At 44.5% G+C, this 17,949-nt stretch carries 15 protein-coding genes; all 15 read right to left on the bottom strand.

Annotation, left to right across the window (positions count from 1 at the left end; genetic code table 11):
* Positions 1-81: 81 nt before the first annotated feature.
* The gene (locus LZ23_RS05595) at positions 82-1,104 is read right to left on the bottom strand and encodes an alpha-hydroxy-acid oxidizing protein (RefSeq protein ID WP_045212330.1); all 1,023 of its coding nucleotides are present in this window, start codon (positions 1,102-1,104) and stop codon (positions 82-84) included.
* A 680-nt stretch (positions 1,105-1,784) separates the two neighbouring features.
* Positions 1,785-2,663, bottom strand: a complete 879-nt coding sequence (dapA, locus tag LZ23_RS05585; RefSeq protein WP_045212326.1) for a 4-hydroxy-tetrahydrodipicolinate synthase — start codon at positions 2,661-2,663, stop codon at positions 1,785-1,787.
* Positions 2,664-2,744: 81 nt separating this feature from the next.
* Positions 2,745-3,581 carry a diaminopimelate epimerase gene (dapF, locus tag LZ23_RS05580; protein ID WP_045212324.1) on the bottom strand — a complete coding sequence of 279 codons (837 nt, stop codon included), beginning with the start codon at positions 3,579-3,581 and terminating at the stop codon, positions 2,745-2,747.
* Positions 3,582-4,396: 815 nt separating this feature from the next.
* Positions 4,397-4,672 (bottom strand): HU family DNA-binding protein, encoded by a 276-nt coding sequence (locus LZ23_RS05575; protein ID WP_045212322.1) that lies wholly within the window; start codon positions 4,670-4,672, stop codon positions 4,397-4,399.
* Between the two features lie 357 nt (positions 4,673-5,029).
* On the bottom strand, positions 5,030-5,848 hold the full coding sequence (locus tag LZ23_RS05570; RefSeq protein WP_045212321.1) for a MinD/ParA family protein: 819 nt from the start codon (positions 5,846-5,848) through the stop codon (positions 5,030-5,032).
* 2 nt (positions 5,849-5,850) lie between these two features.
* Positions 5,851-6,702, bottom strand: coding sequence for a GGDEF domain-containing protein (locus LZ23_RS05565; protein ID WP_045212319.1), 852 nt, complete (start codon positions 6,700-6,702; stop codon positions 5,851-5,853).
* A protein-coding gene (prfB, locus tag LZ23_RS05560; RefSeq protein ID WP_198145910.1) for a peptide chain release factor 2 occupies positions 6,695-7,799 on the bottom strand; the annotation gives its coding sequence in 2 pieces (ribosomal slippage) (positions 6,695-7,723 and positions 7,725-7,799; 1,104 coding nt in all). The genes LZ23_RS05565 and prfB overlap by 8 nt, the downstream gene beginning before the upstream one ends.
* Positions 7,796-9,361, bottom strand: coding sequence for an apolipoprotein N-acyltransferase (lnt, locus tag LZ23_RS05555; protein ID WP_045212352.1), 1,566 nt, complete (start codon positions 9,359-9,361; stop codon positions 7,796-7,798). The genes prfB and lnt overlap by 4 nt, the downstream gene beginning before the upstream one ends.
* 481 nt (positions 9,362-9,842) lie before the next feature.
* Positions 9,843-10,685 carry a hemolysin family protein gene (locus LZ23_RS05550; RefSeq protein ID WP_045212316.1) on the bottom strand — a complete coding sequence of 281 codons (843 nt, stop codon included), beginning with the start codon at positions 10,683-10,685 and terminating at the stop codon, positions 9,843-9,845.
* 68 nt (positions 10,686-10,753) lie between these two features.
* Positions 10,754-11,779 carry a PilZ domain-containing protein gene (locus LZ23_RS05545; RefSeq protein ID WP_045212314.1) on the bottom strand — a complete coding sequence of 342 codons (1,026 nt, stop codon included), beginning with the start codon at positions 11,777-11,779 and terminating at the stop codon, positions 10,754-10,756.
* Between the two features lie 183 nt (positions 11,780-11,962).
* Positions 11,963-13,840, bottom strand: coding sequence for a tRNA uridine-5-carboxymethylaminomethyl(34) synthesis enzyme MnmG (gene mnmG, locus LZ23_RS05540; protein WP_045212312.1), 1,878 nt, complete (start codon positions 13,838-13,840; stop codon positions 11,963-11,965).
* 7 nt (positions 13,841-13,847) lie between these two features.
* Positions 13,848-15,071, bottom strand: a complete 1,224-nt coding sequence (locus LZ23_RS05535) for a M20 family metallo-hydrolase (RefSeq protein ID WP_045212311.1) — start codon at positions 15,069-15,071, stop codon at positions 13,848-13,850.
* 630 nt (positions 15,072-15,701) lie between these two features.
* Entirely contained in the window at positions 15,702-15,989 is a 288-nt protein-coding gene (locus LZ23_RS05525; protein ID WP_045212307.1) for a PxxKW family cysteine-rich protein, read from the bottom strand.
* Between the two features lie 296 nt (positions 15,990-16,285).
* Entirely contained in the window at positions 16,286-16,585 is a 300-nt protein-coding gene (locus LZ23_RS24940) for an IscA/HesB family protein (RefSeq protein WP_084590903.1), read from the bottom strand.
* A gap of 84 nt (positions 16,586-16,669) precedes the next feature.
* Entirely contained in the window at positions 16,670-17,575 is a 906-nt protein-coding gene (locus tag LZ23_RS05515) for a DMT family transporter (protein WP_332308263.1), read from the bottom strand.
* Positions 17,576-17,949 lie beyond the last annotated feature (374 nt).

Raw genomic sequence — 17,949 nt, 5'->3', positions numbered from 1 at the left:
GTCCATGGACATTATTGCCTTTGTCAGTGTCGAAAAAATTTCTTGTTTTTTGCTACAGGATTGAAGCAGTAATCCTGATAGCTATTTATGTATAATCTTAGGACATACCTTAGTTGTGCTTTGGGTGCCGGTAAGCAGCATGGACTGAATAAGTTCATTTTTCATTTTGTTCAGCACCATGCCAACTCCTTCTGTTCCACCCCCGAAAAGACCGGCAATCAGAGGTCTGCCCACCATGACAGCGTCAGCTCCGAGAGCAAGCAGTTTTAATACGTCAGCTCCAAAACGAACTCCACCATCTGCCATGACAATCATCCTGCCTCGAACCAGAGAGCTGATTTCCGACAATACATCGGCGCTGCCTGGAGTATAATCAAGCACCCGACCACCATGGTTGGAAACAACAATGGCACTGACACCGGCTTCCAAGGCACTCAGAGCATCTTCCGGAGTCATGACCCCTTTGAGGATAAATGGCAGAGAGCATTCCTGTACCAGCTCTTTCAGCTCAGCAGTACTTTTGGGGCCCACTGCCTGGCCTTTCAAAGCCATGGTCACCAATCCCGCACCGTCAATGTCCATACCTACAGCTATGGCTCCTGCTTTTTCAGCAGAGCGAATCCGCTTGATAATTTCGTCCTGAGCTCTGGGCTTGATAATGGGAATGCCTGAGCCATTATTTTTTTCTATGGCTTTCAAACCGCTTTCAAACATGGCCGGATCCGCACCATCACCTGACCAGCCAATGGTGCCTGCATCCATGCAGCCTTCAACGATTCCGTCAATAAAGCTTTCCTCAGACATATCCCCACCCATGTTATAGGATACTCCGGTCATGGGTGCGGCCATAATGGGCATGCTCAGAATCTGGCCCCATAAATCAAGCTTTGTATCAGGTTCGCGCACGTCATGAATAGTTTTCATTCTGAGTCTGTAACGGGCTAAGGCATGTAAATTCTCTCTGAAGGCAGTTCCGCTTCCCACGCCGCCCATACCTGGCACCTGTCCAGAGCAGTGTCGACCGTCGCATACAGGGCACACCCTGCAAAAACCCTTGAGACGTTCTCTTGCCTTGGCGTTTATGGTATCAAAATCAAGACTCATAATTATCTTTCCTTGTATCTGTTAAGACGTTTGCAAATGGCACGTGGGCTGATTCTTGCTGAACCTACTTGCCCAGAAAAGTGATTTTCATCTACGTAAATTGGGAAGGTACCTGCGAGGAAGCATTCTTCACCCGGGGGTATCTGGACCAAACCTGTGAGTAACTTATACCCCTCGTTCCCAGGCTCCAGCCTGGGGACATTTTGCTCTTGCGGCTCCAGCCGCTTCTTCAAAATGTGGCTGGAGCCTGGGAACAAGAAAAAACCTGGATTCCGGCTTTCGCCGGAATGACGACAAAGAGTAAAAACTTGCTTTAACAGTCACCCCGGTCCCGGATCGAGTCCGGGATGACGAATCCGGGGTCCAGTTTTTTTGAAACTCCTCACCCGGGCGGCCCGGACCGAACCTGCGAGTAACTCGAAATAGCCTTAATGCGAGATTGCTTCGCTTCGCTCGCAACAAGGATTGCCGCACTCGAAGACTCGCTCGCAATGACACCTGAACTGTAAGGGATGTGGTTGCTGAAAACCTGTCATTGCGAGGGAGCCTAAGCGACCGAAGCAATCTGTATGGTAAAACCATAATATTTTGAATTTATTGATTACACGGTCAAGCTACCTGCAAGCGCCAACCATATACTTTTCCATCAATCAATAACATAGCGCAGAATCAGTGCAATCTTATATAAGCCCTTTATCTTTCAGAACAACCTTGAGCTTCTCCTGATTTTCAGGACGCATGGGGACAAGAGGCAGTCTGAATTCAGGCTGAATTTTACCCATCAAAACCAATGATGTTTTTACTGGTATTGGATTGGTCTCAAAGAACATGGCCCTGCAGAGAGCAGCCATTTCAAAATGAATACGTTTAGCATTATCAAGATCTTTTTCAGCATAGGCCTTGCATAAAGAATGCATCATATTGGGAACAATATTGGAGACAACAGATATTACACCATGACCTCCCACTGACAAAAGCGGCAGAACAGTGAAATCATCTCCAGAAAGAACAACAAAATCAGGTCCGCATTCTTCTACCACATCAGAAACCTGCTTCAAATTACCAGTTGCCTCTTTGATTCCTATTGCCTCAGGCACCTCTTTGACAATCCTGGCTATAGTGTCCGGCATAACATTTAATGAAGTGCGGCCTGGAACATTGTAAATAAAAAATGGGATTGAAACTTCTGCTGCAATGGCCTTGAAATGTTCAACTACTCCATCAGGTGTAGGTTTGTTATAATAAGGAGTAATGAGCAGTGCCGCGTTTGCACCCGCATCCCTGGCATATCTGGTCAGTTCGATGGCTTCCTTGGTGCAATTGGAACCTGCTCCAGCCACAACCGGCACTCTTCCCTTGACCTGATCAACACAAATGCTGATGACTTGTTTATGCTCTTCATGAGAAAGTGTTGCTGACTCTCCTGTTGTTCCACAAGGCACAACTCCATCAATGCCCTGCTCCAGCTGCCATTCTATCAGCTTTCTGTAAGCTTCTTCATCAATTTGATTATTTTTAAATGGAGTAACTAAGGCTGTAAAAGCGCCGCTGAATTGCATATATTCTTCCTCCTTGGAAGCTGTTTTTTCGTAAGACCTCACTTGGATATGTTCTTACTATCCGTCAGGGTATACGTTAGTTCATATTCTGAGAAAATCGGTATCTACCTGTCCTTTGTAGACAATTTGCGCCTTGCCGGAAAGAAAAATATCCTCACCTTCCAGATCAATAATAAGTGTTTCACCGCCAGTGGTAGTTACCTCAACTGAAGACTCCACCAGTTTTTGAACGTTGGCAATGGCTGCTGCTGCAGCAGCACCAGTGCCGCAGGCATGAGTTTCGGCTTCAACCCCGCGTTCATATGTTCTTAACTTTATGGAATTATTGCTTGTTATCTCGATAAAATTGACATTGGTTCCAGCAGGGGCAAACTCTTCATGCATTCGAATGAACCTGCCAAAAGCCGGAACATCAACCTGACTCACATCATCAAAAATAATTACTGCATGAGGTACTCCGGTATTTACAAAAAATACATTGTAAGACTGCCCTTGATAGTCCACAACAATATGCTGCCTCATATCCCTGGCTGGAGTCAGTTGCACTTTGACCAGGCCTGAATCGAGAATACCTGCTTTTACCGGCCCTGCATCCGTGCCAAAGACATGGTTTTTTCCTGCCAGACCGATTTTGAAAGCGAGAAGCGAAGCACAACGAGATCCATTACCGCACATTTCAGCTCTGGAACCATCTGAGTTAAAAAAATGCCAGACGAAATCCAGGTCGGCATCAGGAGAATCTTCAAGAAAAATCATCCCATCCGCACCAACAGCAAAGCCTCTGGGACAAAGTTTCTGTGCAAGGTTGGGCATTTCTTGAGGCGATAAACGCAATTTGTTATTGTCGATAACAATAAAGTCATTGCCGCTACCCTGCATCTTGAAAAAATTTATTTCTGAAACATTGATAGATGGCATAATATAACTTGAGATGAATACCTGAGTTAAAGTTTTTTTAACTATTTAGAAGCGCTTCACCCGGGCGGACCGAGACCGCACTTGTGAGTAACTTATACCACTCGTTCCCTGGCTCCAGCCTGGGGACGTCTTACTCTTGCGGCTCCAGCCGCTTCTTTGAAATGTGGCTTAAGCCACAAAAAAAGAGGTAATAGCCTTAACGCGTTAGAGATTGCCGCGCTCGCCCCAGTTGAATGGCTGCGCCTACACTGCGTGTATTCAACGAGGTAAAAAGACTCGCTCGCAATGACACATGAGGTGTTACAGATGTAGTTGCTCAAAATTTGTCACCGACGAAGGAGCCTAAGCGACCGAAACAATATGTGTGGTAAAACCATAATACTCGGAATTTATTAACAAAACGATTGTAGTTACTTGTAAGCTCTTCACCAGGGCGGTCCGGGACCGATCTTGCGAGTAACTTTACGAGTCTGTCACTTTTCTGGAAATTGGGACAGTCCCCGCGAGGTACTATAAAAAAGATTGATGCTGCACTGGTTCCTGGAAAAATTTGCTTAAATGAAAAAATTTACACAGCGAGGGACAGTCCCCCTCCGGGCTGTAAGCCTCCGGGCAGGAAGCTGTGCCAGGCGTAAAGCTCTCATCTTTGACGGAACTTTTCTGGTAATTGAGAATCAATCATATGTAAAAATCTTAAAATTGTGAAAACTATAACCGTCTGATTTTGTTGATAATTTGATTTTAGTTACTTATAAGCGCTTCACCAGGGGCTTGACTGTAAACGAACTAACACTTCCATATCTGAATAGTAGCTATCAGGAGTTGACATGTTCCTTCAAGTCCTTTCCAGGACGGAAAAAAGGCAACCTCTTGGGAGCAACCTGAACCTTCTCACCAGTCCTCGGGTTTCTGCCTTCATAACCTTCATAATGCTTCATCTGAAAGCTGCCAAAACCTCTTATCTCTATGCGTTCTCCTTTGAGCATGGCCTCTTTTATAGAATCAAAAAAAACCGAGACTATGTCTTTTGCCTCGCTGGGGTGAATATTTAATTCATCAGCCAGAACTTTAATGAGTTCGCTTTTATTCATCTGAGCCCTCCTTCAGTTTTTACCTGGACCTGGCATGCTTACTTGTGTTTAAACAGATACATATATTTATATCCTCAATTTCAGAATAAAATCAAGGTCTTTTTAGAACGTGATAATTATAACAAGAAAGTTAAAACTCTTCACCCGGTCCAGGAACCGAATCTCTTACTCTTCAGCCTTCAGCCTATAGCCTTCAGCCTTCAGCCTACACAGCCTTCAGCCTTCAGCCTTCAGCCTTCAGCCTTCAGCCTACACAGCCTGAAAAGTACGGTTATCGCCCCAATTTACAGATTCTTGTTTAAATTGGGTTGTGGGCACAGCCCGCATTAGCATAAAAATAGCTGTAACTAACAGCGCTTATTTATCAAAACTATCCATTTTGAGCACTGGAGATGAGGAAATGTAATCTAAAGAAAACTTTCTGAGGTCAACAACACGACGGGCGATAGTTGCTATATCTTTGGACGGCAAGGACTTGGGGGCAAAGCGGATAAAAGGCTTCTGGCTTCTTACCGCATCAGGAACTGACTTGTCCTGTCTTACAAATCCAAGGTAATTGACTCTAAGATTCAAAAATTTATCACAGGCAGCTCTCAGCCTTTCAAATCCAGTTTTGGCCTCTTGTTCAGAGCCAACCATATTTACCAGAACATGAAAATTTCTGGCTTTTTTCTGAGTATATAAAACCTTAATAAGGGCGTAACCATCTGTCAGAGATGTCGGTTCTGGAGTTATGACCACAATCTGATGGTGCGTCATGCTCGCGAATGCCTGCACAGTGGGGCTTATTCCTGCCCCAATATCAAGAACGAGACATTTATACCTTTTGAGTATTTTATCAAGTTTATTAATAACATGATCCTGCTGGTCCTCATCAAGTTCAAGAAGATCAGTCACTCCGGAAGCGGCTGGAATAAGATCAAGACCTTTTTCTCCAAGGTTGAACAAAATATCCTCAATTTCCGCATCCCGGCTAAGCAGATCATGCAGACTGCCTTCTGGTGCAATACCCAGCATGACATCAAGATTAGCCAACCCCAGATCACAATCAATAAGCAGGGTATTTGCACCCTCATCATGCAGGGCAAAAGCCAGATTCAGTGCAATATTGGTTTTTCCAACTCCACCCTTTCCACTCATTATGGAAATGCTCAAGGTTTTGGTTTGATTGTCCATACTTATCCTTTTAATAAGAAATTCTTTTCATCATGTCTGACCATGGCAGTATCGTCAGCCACATCCATAACAGATGACATACTTAAACCATCCTTTCCAGAAGACTTCACAGTGTAAAGCTGCCTGTCTGCCAGAGTCATCATTTCTTCGGGATCAATGGGAGATCGACCTCTGTAAGTAATCGCTCCCACAGAGACAGTATAGGCGATTCTGCGCTCTTCCAGCTTGCAGGACAGGGACCTTGTCCTGACCCGGTCAAGAACTCTTTCAAGCAAAGGCTTTGACTGCACCTTGCCGGTACCAGGCAATATCAATGCAAATTCCTCGCCACCTATCCTGGCCGCGTAATCTCCGCTGCGCAGCTCTGACGTAACAATACCTGCCAGGCTTTTGATCACTTCATCACCACAGACATGACCAAATGTATCATTCACCTGTTTAAAGTCATCTATGTCCATTATGGCCAGGGTTAATGGGATCTTGTAACGGTAGGACTTTTCAATTTCACGATGCAGAATCCTCTGGTAAAATCCCCTGTTCTTTAAACCCGTCAATGGATCTAAATCCCTGGCAAATGAAAGACTTTCTATCTTTTTTAAAAGATGCAGCAGAGAGGGAAATTCTTTTCCATTGAGTGACAGTGGTATCCAGGAAGAATCAATACTCAGCTTTTCACTTATTTTTTGCCACTCTTTCTCAGAGATTCCCGGAAAAACCTTTACAAGAGCCATGCTGTCTTCTGCAGTCTCTAAACCATTGTGCTCAGTTTGCTTTGAGGCTTCCCTTTCTAAGCTTTTAAGCTCCTGAAGGATAATGGCGATACTTTCCTTGTTGATTGTAGCTTGCTTACTCATGATTGCTCAACAGATAGCTATGGATCAGGGAATTGAGATTACCATCCAGCACAGAGTCAACATCTCCAACTTCAGCATTGGTTCGATGGTCCTTAACCAGCCGGTAAGGTTGCAGTGTGTAGGTTCTGATTTGACTGCCCCATGCAATGGCATCTTTGGCAGCATATTGCTCCTGTCTTTCCTCCTCAATTTTTTCCATCTCTATATCATATAGTTTGGCTTTGAGGATTTTCATGGCTGATTCCTTGTTGCGACGTTGAGATCTTTCTGTCTGACACTGAACAACAAGTCCTGAAGGAGCATGCGTAATCCTGATGGCTGAACTGGTCTTGTTGACATGTTGGCCTCCAGGACCACTGGCCTTGAAAACGTCAATGCGCAAGTCTTCTTCATTGATTTCAATATTTATATCATCAGAAACCTGGGGATAAACATCTACTGAAGCAAAAGATGTGTGCCGACGCCCAGAAGTATCAAAGGGAGAAATCCGAATCAGGCGATGTATGCCTCTTTCTCCTTTGAGCTGCCCAAAGGCATAATCGCCGGTAATCTGCAAGGTCACACTCTTAATGCCTGCACCATCTCCCTGAATGTAGTCAAGGTACCGGGTTTTGTAGCTGTTATTTTCCGCCCATCTTAAATACATGCGCAAAAGCATTTCCGCCCAGTCCTGAGCTTCAGTTCCACCAGCACCAGGATGAATTTCAAGGATAGCCGCATTTTTATCATCAGGCCCGCTCATGAAGGCCTCCAGTTCTATCTGTTCCTGCATCCTGGAAAAAGCCGAAAGGTTATCCTTTAATGCTTCAAGAATATCCTGGGCAGGATCGTGTTCAGCAAAATCAAGCCACTCAAGTACATCTTCATGGAGTTTTTTAAGCTCTGAAAACTTGGCGACCCGCTCTTCCAGAACACTTTTTTCTTTTAGAACCGGAGTCAGACTTTCAGGGTTGTCCCAAACTCCTGGCCTGGAAAGCTGGTATTCAATTTCCTGCAGTCTTGTCTGTTGGCCTTCCAGGTCAAAGACGCCCCCAGAGTGATTCAAAACGCTCGAGAACTTTGACTGACTGTGTTTTTAGATCTGAATATTGTATCATAGTAAATAAGTTAAAAACGTTTTACCCGGACGTGTCCGGTTGATATATTTCCTGTTGAATGTATAGATTAATGCTGACAAAACGATAAAAACCATTGTAAAATTTATATACCAGTACATATAGTTAAAAACCGTTCGCCCCTCGACTAACCCGGCCTGTTCGTTAATAACAGCATCCTCAAAAATATTCGTTGCAGCATATATATTGCCCTGATTGTCAATAAACGCTGAAATACCTGTGTTGGTCGACCTCAAAACGAATCGGTTCTGCTCAATTGCCCGCAACACACTCAAATGCAGGTGCTGTTCAGGAGCTGAAGTATTGCCGAACCAGGCGTCATTGGAAATGTTAACAAGAATATTGGCCCCTGAAGCCGCCCTTTGCCGGGCCAGTCCCGGGAATATTATTTCATAGCATATGAGCATACCCAGGGCAAGTTCACCATTTTTCAATGGTTCACCGGGTTCTCCCTTGGAAAATTCGAACTCACCATGTACCAGTTTGTCAAGAAAAGGAATATACCTGCCCAAGGGTATATACTCACCAAAAGGTACTAAACGCTGTTTGTCATAGTAATCCAGAACCAGTCCATCCTCAGAAATGAAATACGCCCTGTTATAAAGGGAGTAACTCATTTCATCTTCACTCATTATGTAAGCAGGTGCACCAGTTAGCAGTTTAATCTCATTTTCAATGGCAAAGTTTCTAACCATGAACGACAGTTCTGTAGGCTCCTGAAAATAAAAAGGCATGGCTGTCTCGGGCCAGATAACAAGATCTGGTCTGGCAACCTCCAAACCCCTGCTGGTCAGGTCCATATACTTTTCAACTGTCATATGCTGAACATCCTGCTCCCACTTGATGGTCTGGCTCATGTTGCCCTGCACTATAACAAAGGTTTTTTCCATGTGTGCTTCATTGTGCTGTGGAAAAGTATAGCCATATCCCATTACAACTGCCAGAATCCCTGCCCCTGCAATTCTCCAGATTTTTTTTTCAATGCACATCCAGAGTGTACATGAAGCCATGATCATAGCCAGACCAGTGCTGCCAATATGACGGATAACAGCTATGCTCTCGGGCCATATGGCAAAACTCTGGGCGCTGACAAGCCAGGGAAAACCAGTAAAAGCATACTCCCTGATAAATTCAAGCCCACCCCAGGCACATCCACAAAGTATCCCCAGCAATGCCGGGTTGAAATTGTTCTTTGTAACATGCAGAACAAAAGCATAACAGGCAACAAAAAGGCCGACACAAAACCCAAGAAGCAGTGGACAGAAAATGGCCAGCACCAGGGGCACGCCGCCATACACATTAACCGGAACCACTATCCAGTAAAGGCAGAGAGAATAAGCCAGTCCTGATAGAATCAGGGCTTTTGTAAAGGCTGATAAACCGGAAGATGACCTGAAACCCAGGTGATTCAGTCCAGTTAGAAACAGAAAAAAGAACGGAGGAAAATGAATGACAGGATTGGCAAAACTCAAAAAAAGGCCAGGAATGCACAAAAAAGCTGCCAAAACCACATCCTGAAAATCAGTCTTAACTTTATGGATCATAAGGGCCATCAAATAAATACTGCTGCTGCGAAACAGCACGCCAAATATTTCTAATGCGGGCTGTGCCCGCAACCCAATTTAAACAAGAATAGTTAAGTTTGGGCGATAACCTTACTTCTCAGGCTGAAGGCCGAAGAATAAGGATTTTGGGCATCATTGCTCTTTCAAGGTTAAATAAATTTCTTGTTTTTTTTACAGGATTGAAACGCTAAGTTACTAGGCTTTTTCCGCGACCCTGCGCGGGAAAAGAGGCCCCTTCGGGACAAGAGAGACTGCCCACGGAATACACTGAATTTCACGGAATATGCGTTGCTTCGCAACGCTTGAAAAACACTTCCGTGCCCTTCCGTATGTTCCGTGGGCAAAAACTCCTGGCTTTCTTTGAAAATGAAACAACATTTTGGTTTGAAATTTCCAATAAGCGCCTAAAATAAATCCTTAACCCTGCCAGCATGCAGCGGGCTAAATCAGTAACTAAAAACTATCTGTCAGCTTCATCAATGCTTATCATGTGGACAGGAGTTATAACCAGCCATTGAATGTGTTTGGCATCAGCTTCCCTGACTGTAAATCTGAACCTTCCATCAGAAAACTCTTCCTCTTTTTGTGGCACTTTCCCGGCAATATGACATACATAACCGCCGATGGTTTCAACCTGCTCCGAATGAATCTCAATACCCAGTTCATCCTGCAACTCATCAAGGGATGTTCTTCCGGAAACATAGTAAGAACCATCCTGCTGCACCTGTATTTCCTGTGGCTTTGGAGGGTCATATTCATCTTCTATCTCGCCGACAATTTCCTCAAGCACATCCTCAAGGGTGACAACTCCTGAAGTTCCTCCATATTCATCGAGAATAATGGCCATATGAATTTTTTTAGTCTGAAACTCCAGCAGTACATCTTTAATATTTTTGGTTTCCGGTATAAAATACGGAGGACGCATTATATTGGTCAGAGAAGCATCATTGTCCTCGTCAAGAAAGTACTTTAAAAGATCTTTGGCGTGGACAAGGCCTACCATATGGTCACGATTTTCATGATAAACAGGAATTCTGGAATGGCCGCTTTCTATTATCATCCGGGCCACTTCCTTCATAGACTCATCAACCTCACAACAAACAAGGTCAGTTCTGGGAACCATGATTTCAATGGCCTGCTTCTGACTGAGCCTCAATACGTTCAAAAGCATGAGTACTTCTTCACTCTTTAACTCTCCATCTTCTTTGGCTTCCATAATTATTTCTTCCAAAGGAGATTCGCAGCGTGATCCGAAAACCTTACGCAAAACCGACCATAATTTGCTTTCCGAACCATCTTCCAAAACCGTTGCCTCCTGTTTAGTGTTACAAGTTGATTATTCGGACATTAAAAATCGTTTCAAGGCATTTATCAAGTCAGACCTTTTTCCCGGTAAAGTCTGATATGAGTTTTGACAACCCAGGTTGTGATATCCTCAACTCCCTCTTCCAGCGAGACCTGCTCCCAGTTCGCGATAGCCTGTGTCTCAGGATCAAGCCTTGCTTTATGTGTAAACTGCATGCCGAGAACGTGATTACCCATGCCGTCATAATAATGCTTACGGACCCTGCAAACCACATGAAACAGTTCCAGGTCATCACTTTGGTCTGGATCCTTTATAAACTCCATGGTAATAACCAGGGATGGATTACTTTTGATAAAATCCGCGCCACCTTCCAGCTCCCTGGCATCCACCCTGACCCTCAGGCCTCCCCCGGATATGTCCATAAGGTTGAATACCTGTTTGACAGCTTCAGGGTCGTGTCGCCAGATAACATCTCCAAATTTCTGAACATTCCTGTATAAATGCCCTTTCTCATCAAATGAAAAGGGACGTACTTCAAATTTTTTAATATAACTTAGCGGAACTTCCAGCCTGAGATGTTGCCTTTTCTGCTCCATACGCAGACTGGCAGGAATTTGCAGGGCAATCAGTTGTGAGACGGAAGCAGGGATGATATCTTGAACTGATGACTCAAACTTATAAAACTGAAGTTTCTGGCCGGGGGGTCTGAATTTAAAGAACCCTTCCACCTTGCGGCCAATCCAGTTTCGGGAAGCCTTGACTTTGGCAGGCAACTCCAGAATCAAAAAATTTTTATCAATATCTCTGAACACACAGAATAGTTCCCGGTTGGTGCCTTCCAGTCTGATGTCGAATCTACTGTTTAAGGTCAGTGCTGACTGCAATATTTCGTTAATGTCTTTTCTGGCTCCGACATCAGTCACCCTTGGTGCATTTTTTTCCCTTTGTCTCTGGATGCGCTGATTAATGATATAGTAGACAATCAACCCTGCAATCAGTCCCAGAACAATAAACAGAAAAATAATTCCCTGTGGTGAAAATACAGTTTGGGAGAAGCTGGAGCTGATTTGTGGCCAGAATTGCTGATTCATTAACTTTTGCTATATGCTGGTAGAAATTATGAAAAAAAAATCTTCTGACATTACAGTAACGAGTCGCTGAAATAATGGACAATTTTTCTGCAACTTTCAACAGATATTTATCTTAGCAGGTGGCAGACAGGTATACCTGATAACCGGCCTGCACCATTAAACTTTAAGGGGTTTAATCTAAAATCAATAATTTCTGGCCTTGATATAAACTTCTAAACAAGACAGCGCAGCCGGAGTTACACCGGAGATTCTTCCAGCCTGTCCAAGAGTCAGGGGCCTGATCTTATGTAATTTTTCCACAACTTCAGTGGAAAGTCCCGGGATAGAACTGTAATCCAGATCAAAATCCAGTTTGTAATTCTCAAGATATCTTGATTTGCGGACCAGTTCTTCCTGTCTGCGCAGGTATCCGTCAAACTTAACCTCGATCTGAACCTGATCCAGGATTTCGTCTGCATAATCAAGCAATTGCGAGTTAAAGGCTCCGAGAGACTTAATGTCAAGCTGAGGCTGCCTTAATATTTCTGACAGTCTGACCGCTTTACCGGGAATGGAGGCATTGATGCTTTCCAGCACCTTTCTGGTCTGCTGGTCAGGACGGATGACAGTGGAATCCAGTATATCACGAACCACTCTTTTTTTGTCCTGCTTTTCAGAAAAAACAGCCCATTGCTCATCACCAACCAGGCCGACTCTTCGACCGATGGGGGTCAGTCTCTGGTCTGCGTTATCCTCACGCAGCAAAAGTCTGTACTCTGCCCTTGATGTAAACATTCTGTAAGGCTCCATAGTGCCCTTGGTCACCAGATCATCCACCAGCACGCCCATGTATGCATCACTTCTGCTCAGAATCAGATTTTCTTCACCTCTTATACTCAATACAGCATTTACTGCCGCCCACAGCCCCTGTGCTGCAGCCTCTTCATACCCTGATGTACCATTAATCTGACCTGCTGAGTAAAGCCCTTCCACCATCTTGGTTTCAAGGGTCGGCTTAAGCTGTGTGGGGTAGATATAATCATATTCAATGGCATATCCCGGTCTGACAATAATTGCCTTTTCCAGACCAGGTATGGTGGCAAGCATTCTTTTCTGAATATCAAGGGGCAAACTGGTGGGAATTCCGTTGGGGTATACCTCAAAACTGTCCAGACCTTCAGGCTCCACAAACAGCTGGTGGCGATCCTTTTCTGGAAACCTGGCCACCTTGTCCTCTATGGAAGGACAGTACCTGGCTCCTGTTCCAGTAATTACCCCCTGAAACATGGGAGAACGCTCAAACCCCTCTCTTATTACTTCATGAGTTTTTTCATTGGTGTATGTTATGTGACATGGCAGTTGAGGAAGAAGCTGAGATTCAACTTGAAAACTGAACCTGGGGGGTGGATCATCTCCATGCTGTGTCTCCATGACTGAGTAATCTATGCTTTGCTTCAAAAGTCTGGGAACAGTTCCGGTTTTAAGTCGACCAAGATCAATTCCCATCTGAACAAGAGAGTCGGACAGTCCAATACTGGGTGGATCTCCAAGCCGCCCTCCACCATAATTATCCATGCCGATATGGATAAGTCCGCGAATAAATGTTCCAGTTGTAAGGATAAGCTTTCTGCAAAAAATTGTTTCCCCGATCCTGGTCTTTATACCTGTCACCCTGCCGCCCTGAGTCAAAACAGTCTCTACAGAGGCTTCACGAATATATAGATTATCAAGACCGAACAGAGTCTTTTGGACAACCCCAAGATATCTCTGTCGATCTATCTGGGCTCGAGTGGATCTGACCGCAGGCCCCTTTCTGGTATTAAGACGACGAAACTGGATACCTGCAGCATCAGCCCATATCCCCATGGCCCCGCCGAAAGCATCAATTTCACGAACCATATGCCCTTTGGCCAGGCCGCCAATGGCGGGATTACAGGAAAGATGACCTATGCGATCAATATTGATGGTTAAAAGAAGGGTTTTATGCCCCATGACTGCAGCAGCATGAGCAGCTTCACAGCCGGCATGGCCCGCACCAACTACAATGACGCCAAAGACCTGGGGCGGAGATGACTTGATCATGAACAAATTACCGGGGAGCAATCAGGTGGGCCATCACCCTGGCGTCATTAATGGTATTGACAATGCTTGAACATTCATTGGGCTGATGGGCGGTTCCGTGCAGGGTGGACCAGACTACAGCATTATAGCCTCTGTGCCGGAGAAAAGCAGCCACAGTTCCACCACCTACTCCCTGCGGCACTGCTTCAACTCCCAGCTCGTTCTTAATGGCCCTGGTCAGTTCCGTTACGATCTCACTGGAAGGATCGGTAAAAGGAGCAGACTGTTCTTTCAAGACAGTCTCATAGGTGATGCCAACCTTGTAATCAGACTCAATTCTTGCACCTATCTCTTTGATTTTATTCAAAACTTCATCAATTTGATAATTGGGCAGTATCCTGCAGTCAATGTAAAATACATCATAACCTGGAATAGTGTTAATATTGGGGACATTGGATTCTTTCTTAGTGGGACAGAAAGTTGAGGCAGGCGGACTGAAAAGCTCACTGTAATCACTAAAATAATTATGCAGTTCATCAAGGGCAACAATAAAGGCAGAACTGGCCACCAGGGTGTTAATGCCCTTATCAGGTCTCGAAGCATGACATTGTCTGCCGGAAACCGAAATTTTGACCCAGAGCATACTTTTTTCAGCCACTTCTATCATCTTGGAATCAGATGTGCCAAAATCAGGAACAAGATACAAATCCTGTTGGGAAAAAAGATCCTGCCTCTGCTCCAGAACATGTGGCAAACCATGTTTATTCCCAGTCTCTTCATCTGCAACCATAATAAGACCAAGATTGATTTCAGGTGTGATGTCCAGCTCAATAAAGGCTCTGACAGTTAATATAGAAGAAACCAGGCCCTGGTGATTGTCCTCTACCCCACGACCATAAATTAATTGCCCGTCAACCTTGAGTTCATAAGGATCACTCTCCCAAAGACTCAAGTCTCCAGGCGGTACAATATCAGTGTGGGATATAATCCACAGGGTTCTGCTGGTGTTCTTGCCAGGAATCTTAACTACAACGTTAGGGCGATATCCTCCAGACACCCTGGAGTCAGGAGAGTTGACCTCAATAATATCGTTAATTCCCATTTTTTTAAAATAATCAATCAAAAAGTCAGCTTTCTGCTTCTCACCATCCCCATTGTTGTCAGGGCCTAAGGCAGGTATTGCAACAAGAGCTTTCTGCAAATCAATAACAACATTTTCCTGGTCTTTAAGGTATTCGGATATACGGCTCATTTTCAGCTCTATGACTTTTTTAAAATATTAGTAACTTATTCCTGAAACCCTGTCATAAAAAACAAGAAACTTTGAACCGCAAAGACGCGAAGGACTCAAAGTTAAAGACAATAAAGAAGATGTTTTTTTGAAAACCGAACATAGGTTTTCAAAAAGGCTGGCTTTTCATTTGCCGCCTGCCTTGTTAAACAGACGTAGTCTCCGTCGCAGACGGGTTTAACTGGGTTCCTCGGCAAATGAAAAAAATTCTTTCTTCCTTTGCGCCCTTTGCCTGCCCGGTTAAACAACGCTGAAAGCGTTCCTGCGCAGCAGGGTTTAACTGGGCGTCTTGAGTGAGTCTTTTTACCCAGTTGAATACACGAAGTGTAGGCGCAGCCATTCAACAGGGGCGAACGGGCGGTTAAAATCTCTTTTTTTTGGGTTGCGGCTACAGCCCGCATTAGCAATTCAGCGACATTTTGTGTAAATTATTGTTTCGGCCACCGGGCACAGGCACTTTTGCCAAATTCAAACATCAAATCAGCCGAACATGGGGCAGGATCACCCCGCAGTTATTATTTTTGAAAAACAGACAGGCTGATAAAAATTCGAAAAAAATAACTACGGGGCACCGTCACTTGAAACTTGGAACTAACGTCCTCTTGCTGCTCTCTTGGATGCTTTGAGGGGGTTAATCTTGACCTGTCCTGACTTGTCCACAGTAGCTTGAATATGAGTGGCAAAATTACAGGCCCCGTGATCCCATTTGGCTGCCGGATCAGGATAACTGTTGCAGTAAATTTTGCCTTCAAATTCTCTAACCCTCTGGCATCCTTCACACTTTTCTACTATGGGATAGCATTCTCCGCCATCATAGGAACATCCATTAGAAGACATGAAGGCACAATCAACGCCTTTTTTGATGGTAATACATTTCATCTTAGTAACCTCGTAAAATTAATTTCAAAAAAATTCTGTAACAACTGAAGGTATTTAAACCAAGAAAAACGGCCACGTTCTAAACATGACCGTTTCAAGATGTGAGTTTGCCGGCTGAACAGTCAAAGCTTACAGTGAGTTGGCTCTAAAATAAGCCAGTGACAGAAGGCTATACTGTTAACAGCTCTCAAACAAATGTTTGTGCCATTCAATATAAACCTGGGATACCAGCAGTTGTCTTAAAAGCTGCTCCCATGCTGAAAGTAAATGGACTGACAGATGAGTCAAACAACTATTTAGCAGGAAGTACAGGAAGAACATCCGCTGGGATCTATTTTCAGGCTGGAATTAATAACAAAACCAGCTTCAGTCAGATCCACCTGAATAGGTGCAACTGTATCCATAAGATTTTTGTCCACCAGGAACTGAAAACCTTTTACATCAAAGGCATTATCATTATCTTTTTGCTCATCCAGAGCAAGTGCCAGGCGCGGTCCGCCTCAGCCAGCCGCCATATACACCCTTATGGGCGACTTATCCTGGGTTTCAAAATACTTATCCAATTGGCCTTTTGCAGAATCAGTTAAATCAAACATTAATATATATCCTCCTTATTTGAAAAAAACAACATAAATATGCTTTACCCTTTTGTCAACCTTGTTGGTCATGTCTTGAAAAACTTATTCAACGCTTTTAAACGAATACAACTGGGCTGCAAGCATACCGCCAAGCATCAACATGCATCCGGCAATCTCTCGAGAACCAAGCACCTCACTCAATATGAGCCAGCCTGCGACAACAGCGAAAACCGATTCCAGACTGAGAAGAATGGCTGCATGTCCAGGTGGTGCCTGGCGCTGCGCGACAATCTGCAATGTATATGCAACGCCGGCAGACATAACTCCACCATATAGAATCGGTATGATACCTTCCCATAGTGATCTGAGAACAATTTCTTCAAAAACCAGGGCAGTCATGAGACTGAGAACTGCAGTTATCAGAAACTGAAGGGCGGCCAGCTTTACACAGTCCACCCTGCTTACAAACAGACCAATGGCCAGCACATGAAAGGCAAAAGCTACAGCACAAAGCAGAACCAGAAAATCTCCCTGCTCTATCCTCAAAGTGTCTGTTACACTTAACAGATACAATCCAGTTACAGCCATTGCCGCACCTGCCCAAACCCCCAAGCCCGGGCGCTGCCCCCAAAACAGACCCAGAATGGGAACCAGCACAACATAAAGCCCTGTAATAAAACCTGCTTTACCTGCAGTAGTATAAACTATGCCAACCTGTTGAAGACTGCTGCCTGCAAAAAGCAAAAGACCGGTAACTATACCAGCTTTTATTAGAAAACCGTTACCCTGATCTTGTAAGGCATGATCAATGATTCCTTTTTTTTTCCTGAAGTAGATAACAGGCAGCAGAGTCAGGGCGCCCAGGCCGAAACGAACGGCATTGAAGATAAACGGTCCCATATGTTCCATGCCTGCCCTTTGTGCTACAAAGGCCACCCCCCAGATCAAGGCGGTTAAAAGCAGGAGCATGTCTGCTTTAAGAGTACCAGGCATATAGTTTTTCTTCACTGACTCACCTCTACTATTATAGATACTTGTAAGCGCCTCACCCGGGGGGACCGGGACTGAACCTTGAAGTAACTAAAAAATCAGCCTTAGCGCGAGATTGCTTCGCTTCGCTCGCAACAAGGATTGCCGCGCTCGAAGACTCGCTCGCAATGACACCTGAGCTGTCAGGGATGTGGTTGCTGAAAACCTGTCACCCACGAGGGAGCCTGAGCGACCGAAGCAATCTGTATGGTAAAACCGTAATGCTCCCAATTTATTAAATATGCGATTGAAGCTACTCAGAAGCCATCAATCCAAAAGCTGAGCCAAATACACCTCATGCAAAAATATAGCAACACCGATTTGACAGCTTAGTCCGAATATTTTATCTACTT

It is taken from the genome of Desulfonatronovibrio magnus (assembly GCF_000934755.1).
GTDB classification, from domain to species: domain Bacteria; phylum Desulfobacterota; class Desulfovibrionia; order Desulfovibrionales; family Desulfonatronovibrionaceae; genus Desulfonatronovibrio; species Desulfonatronovibrio magnus.
This window is presented reverse-complemented; position numbering and strand designations above follow the sequence as displayed.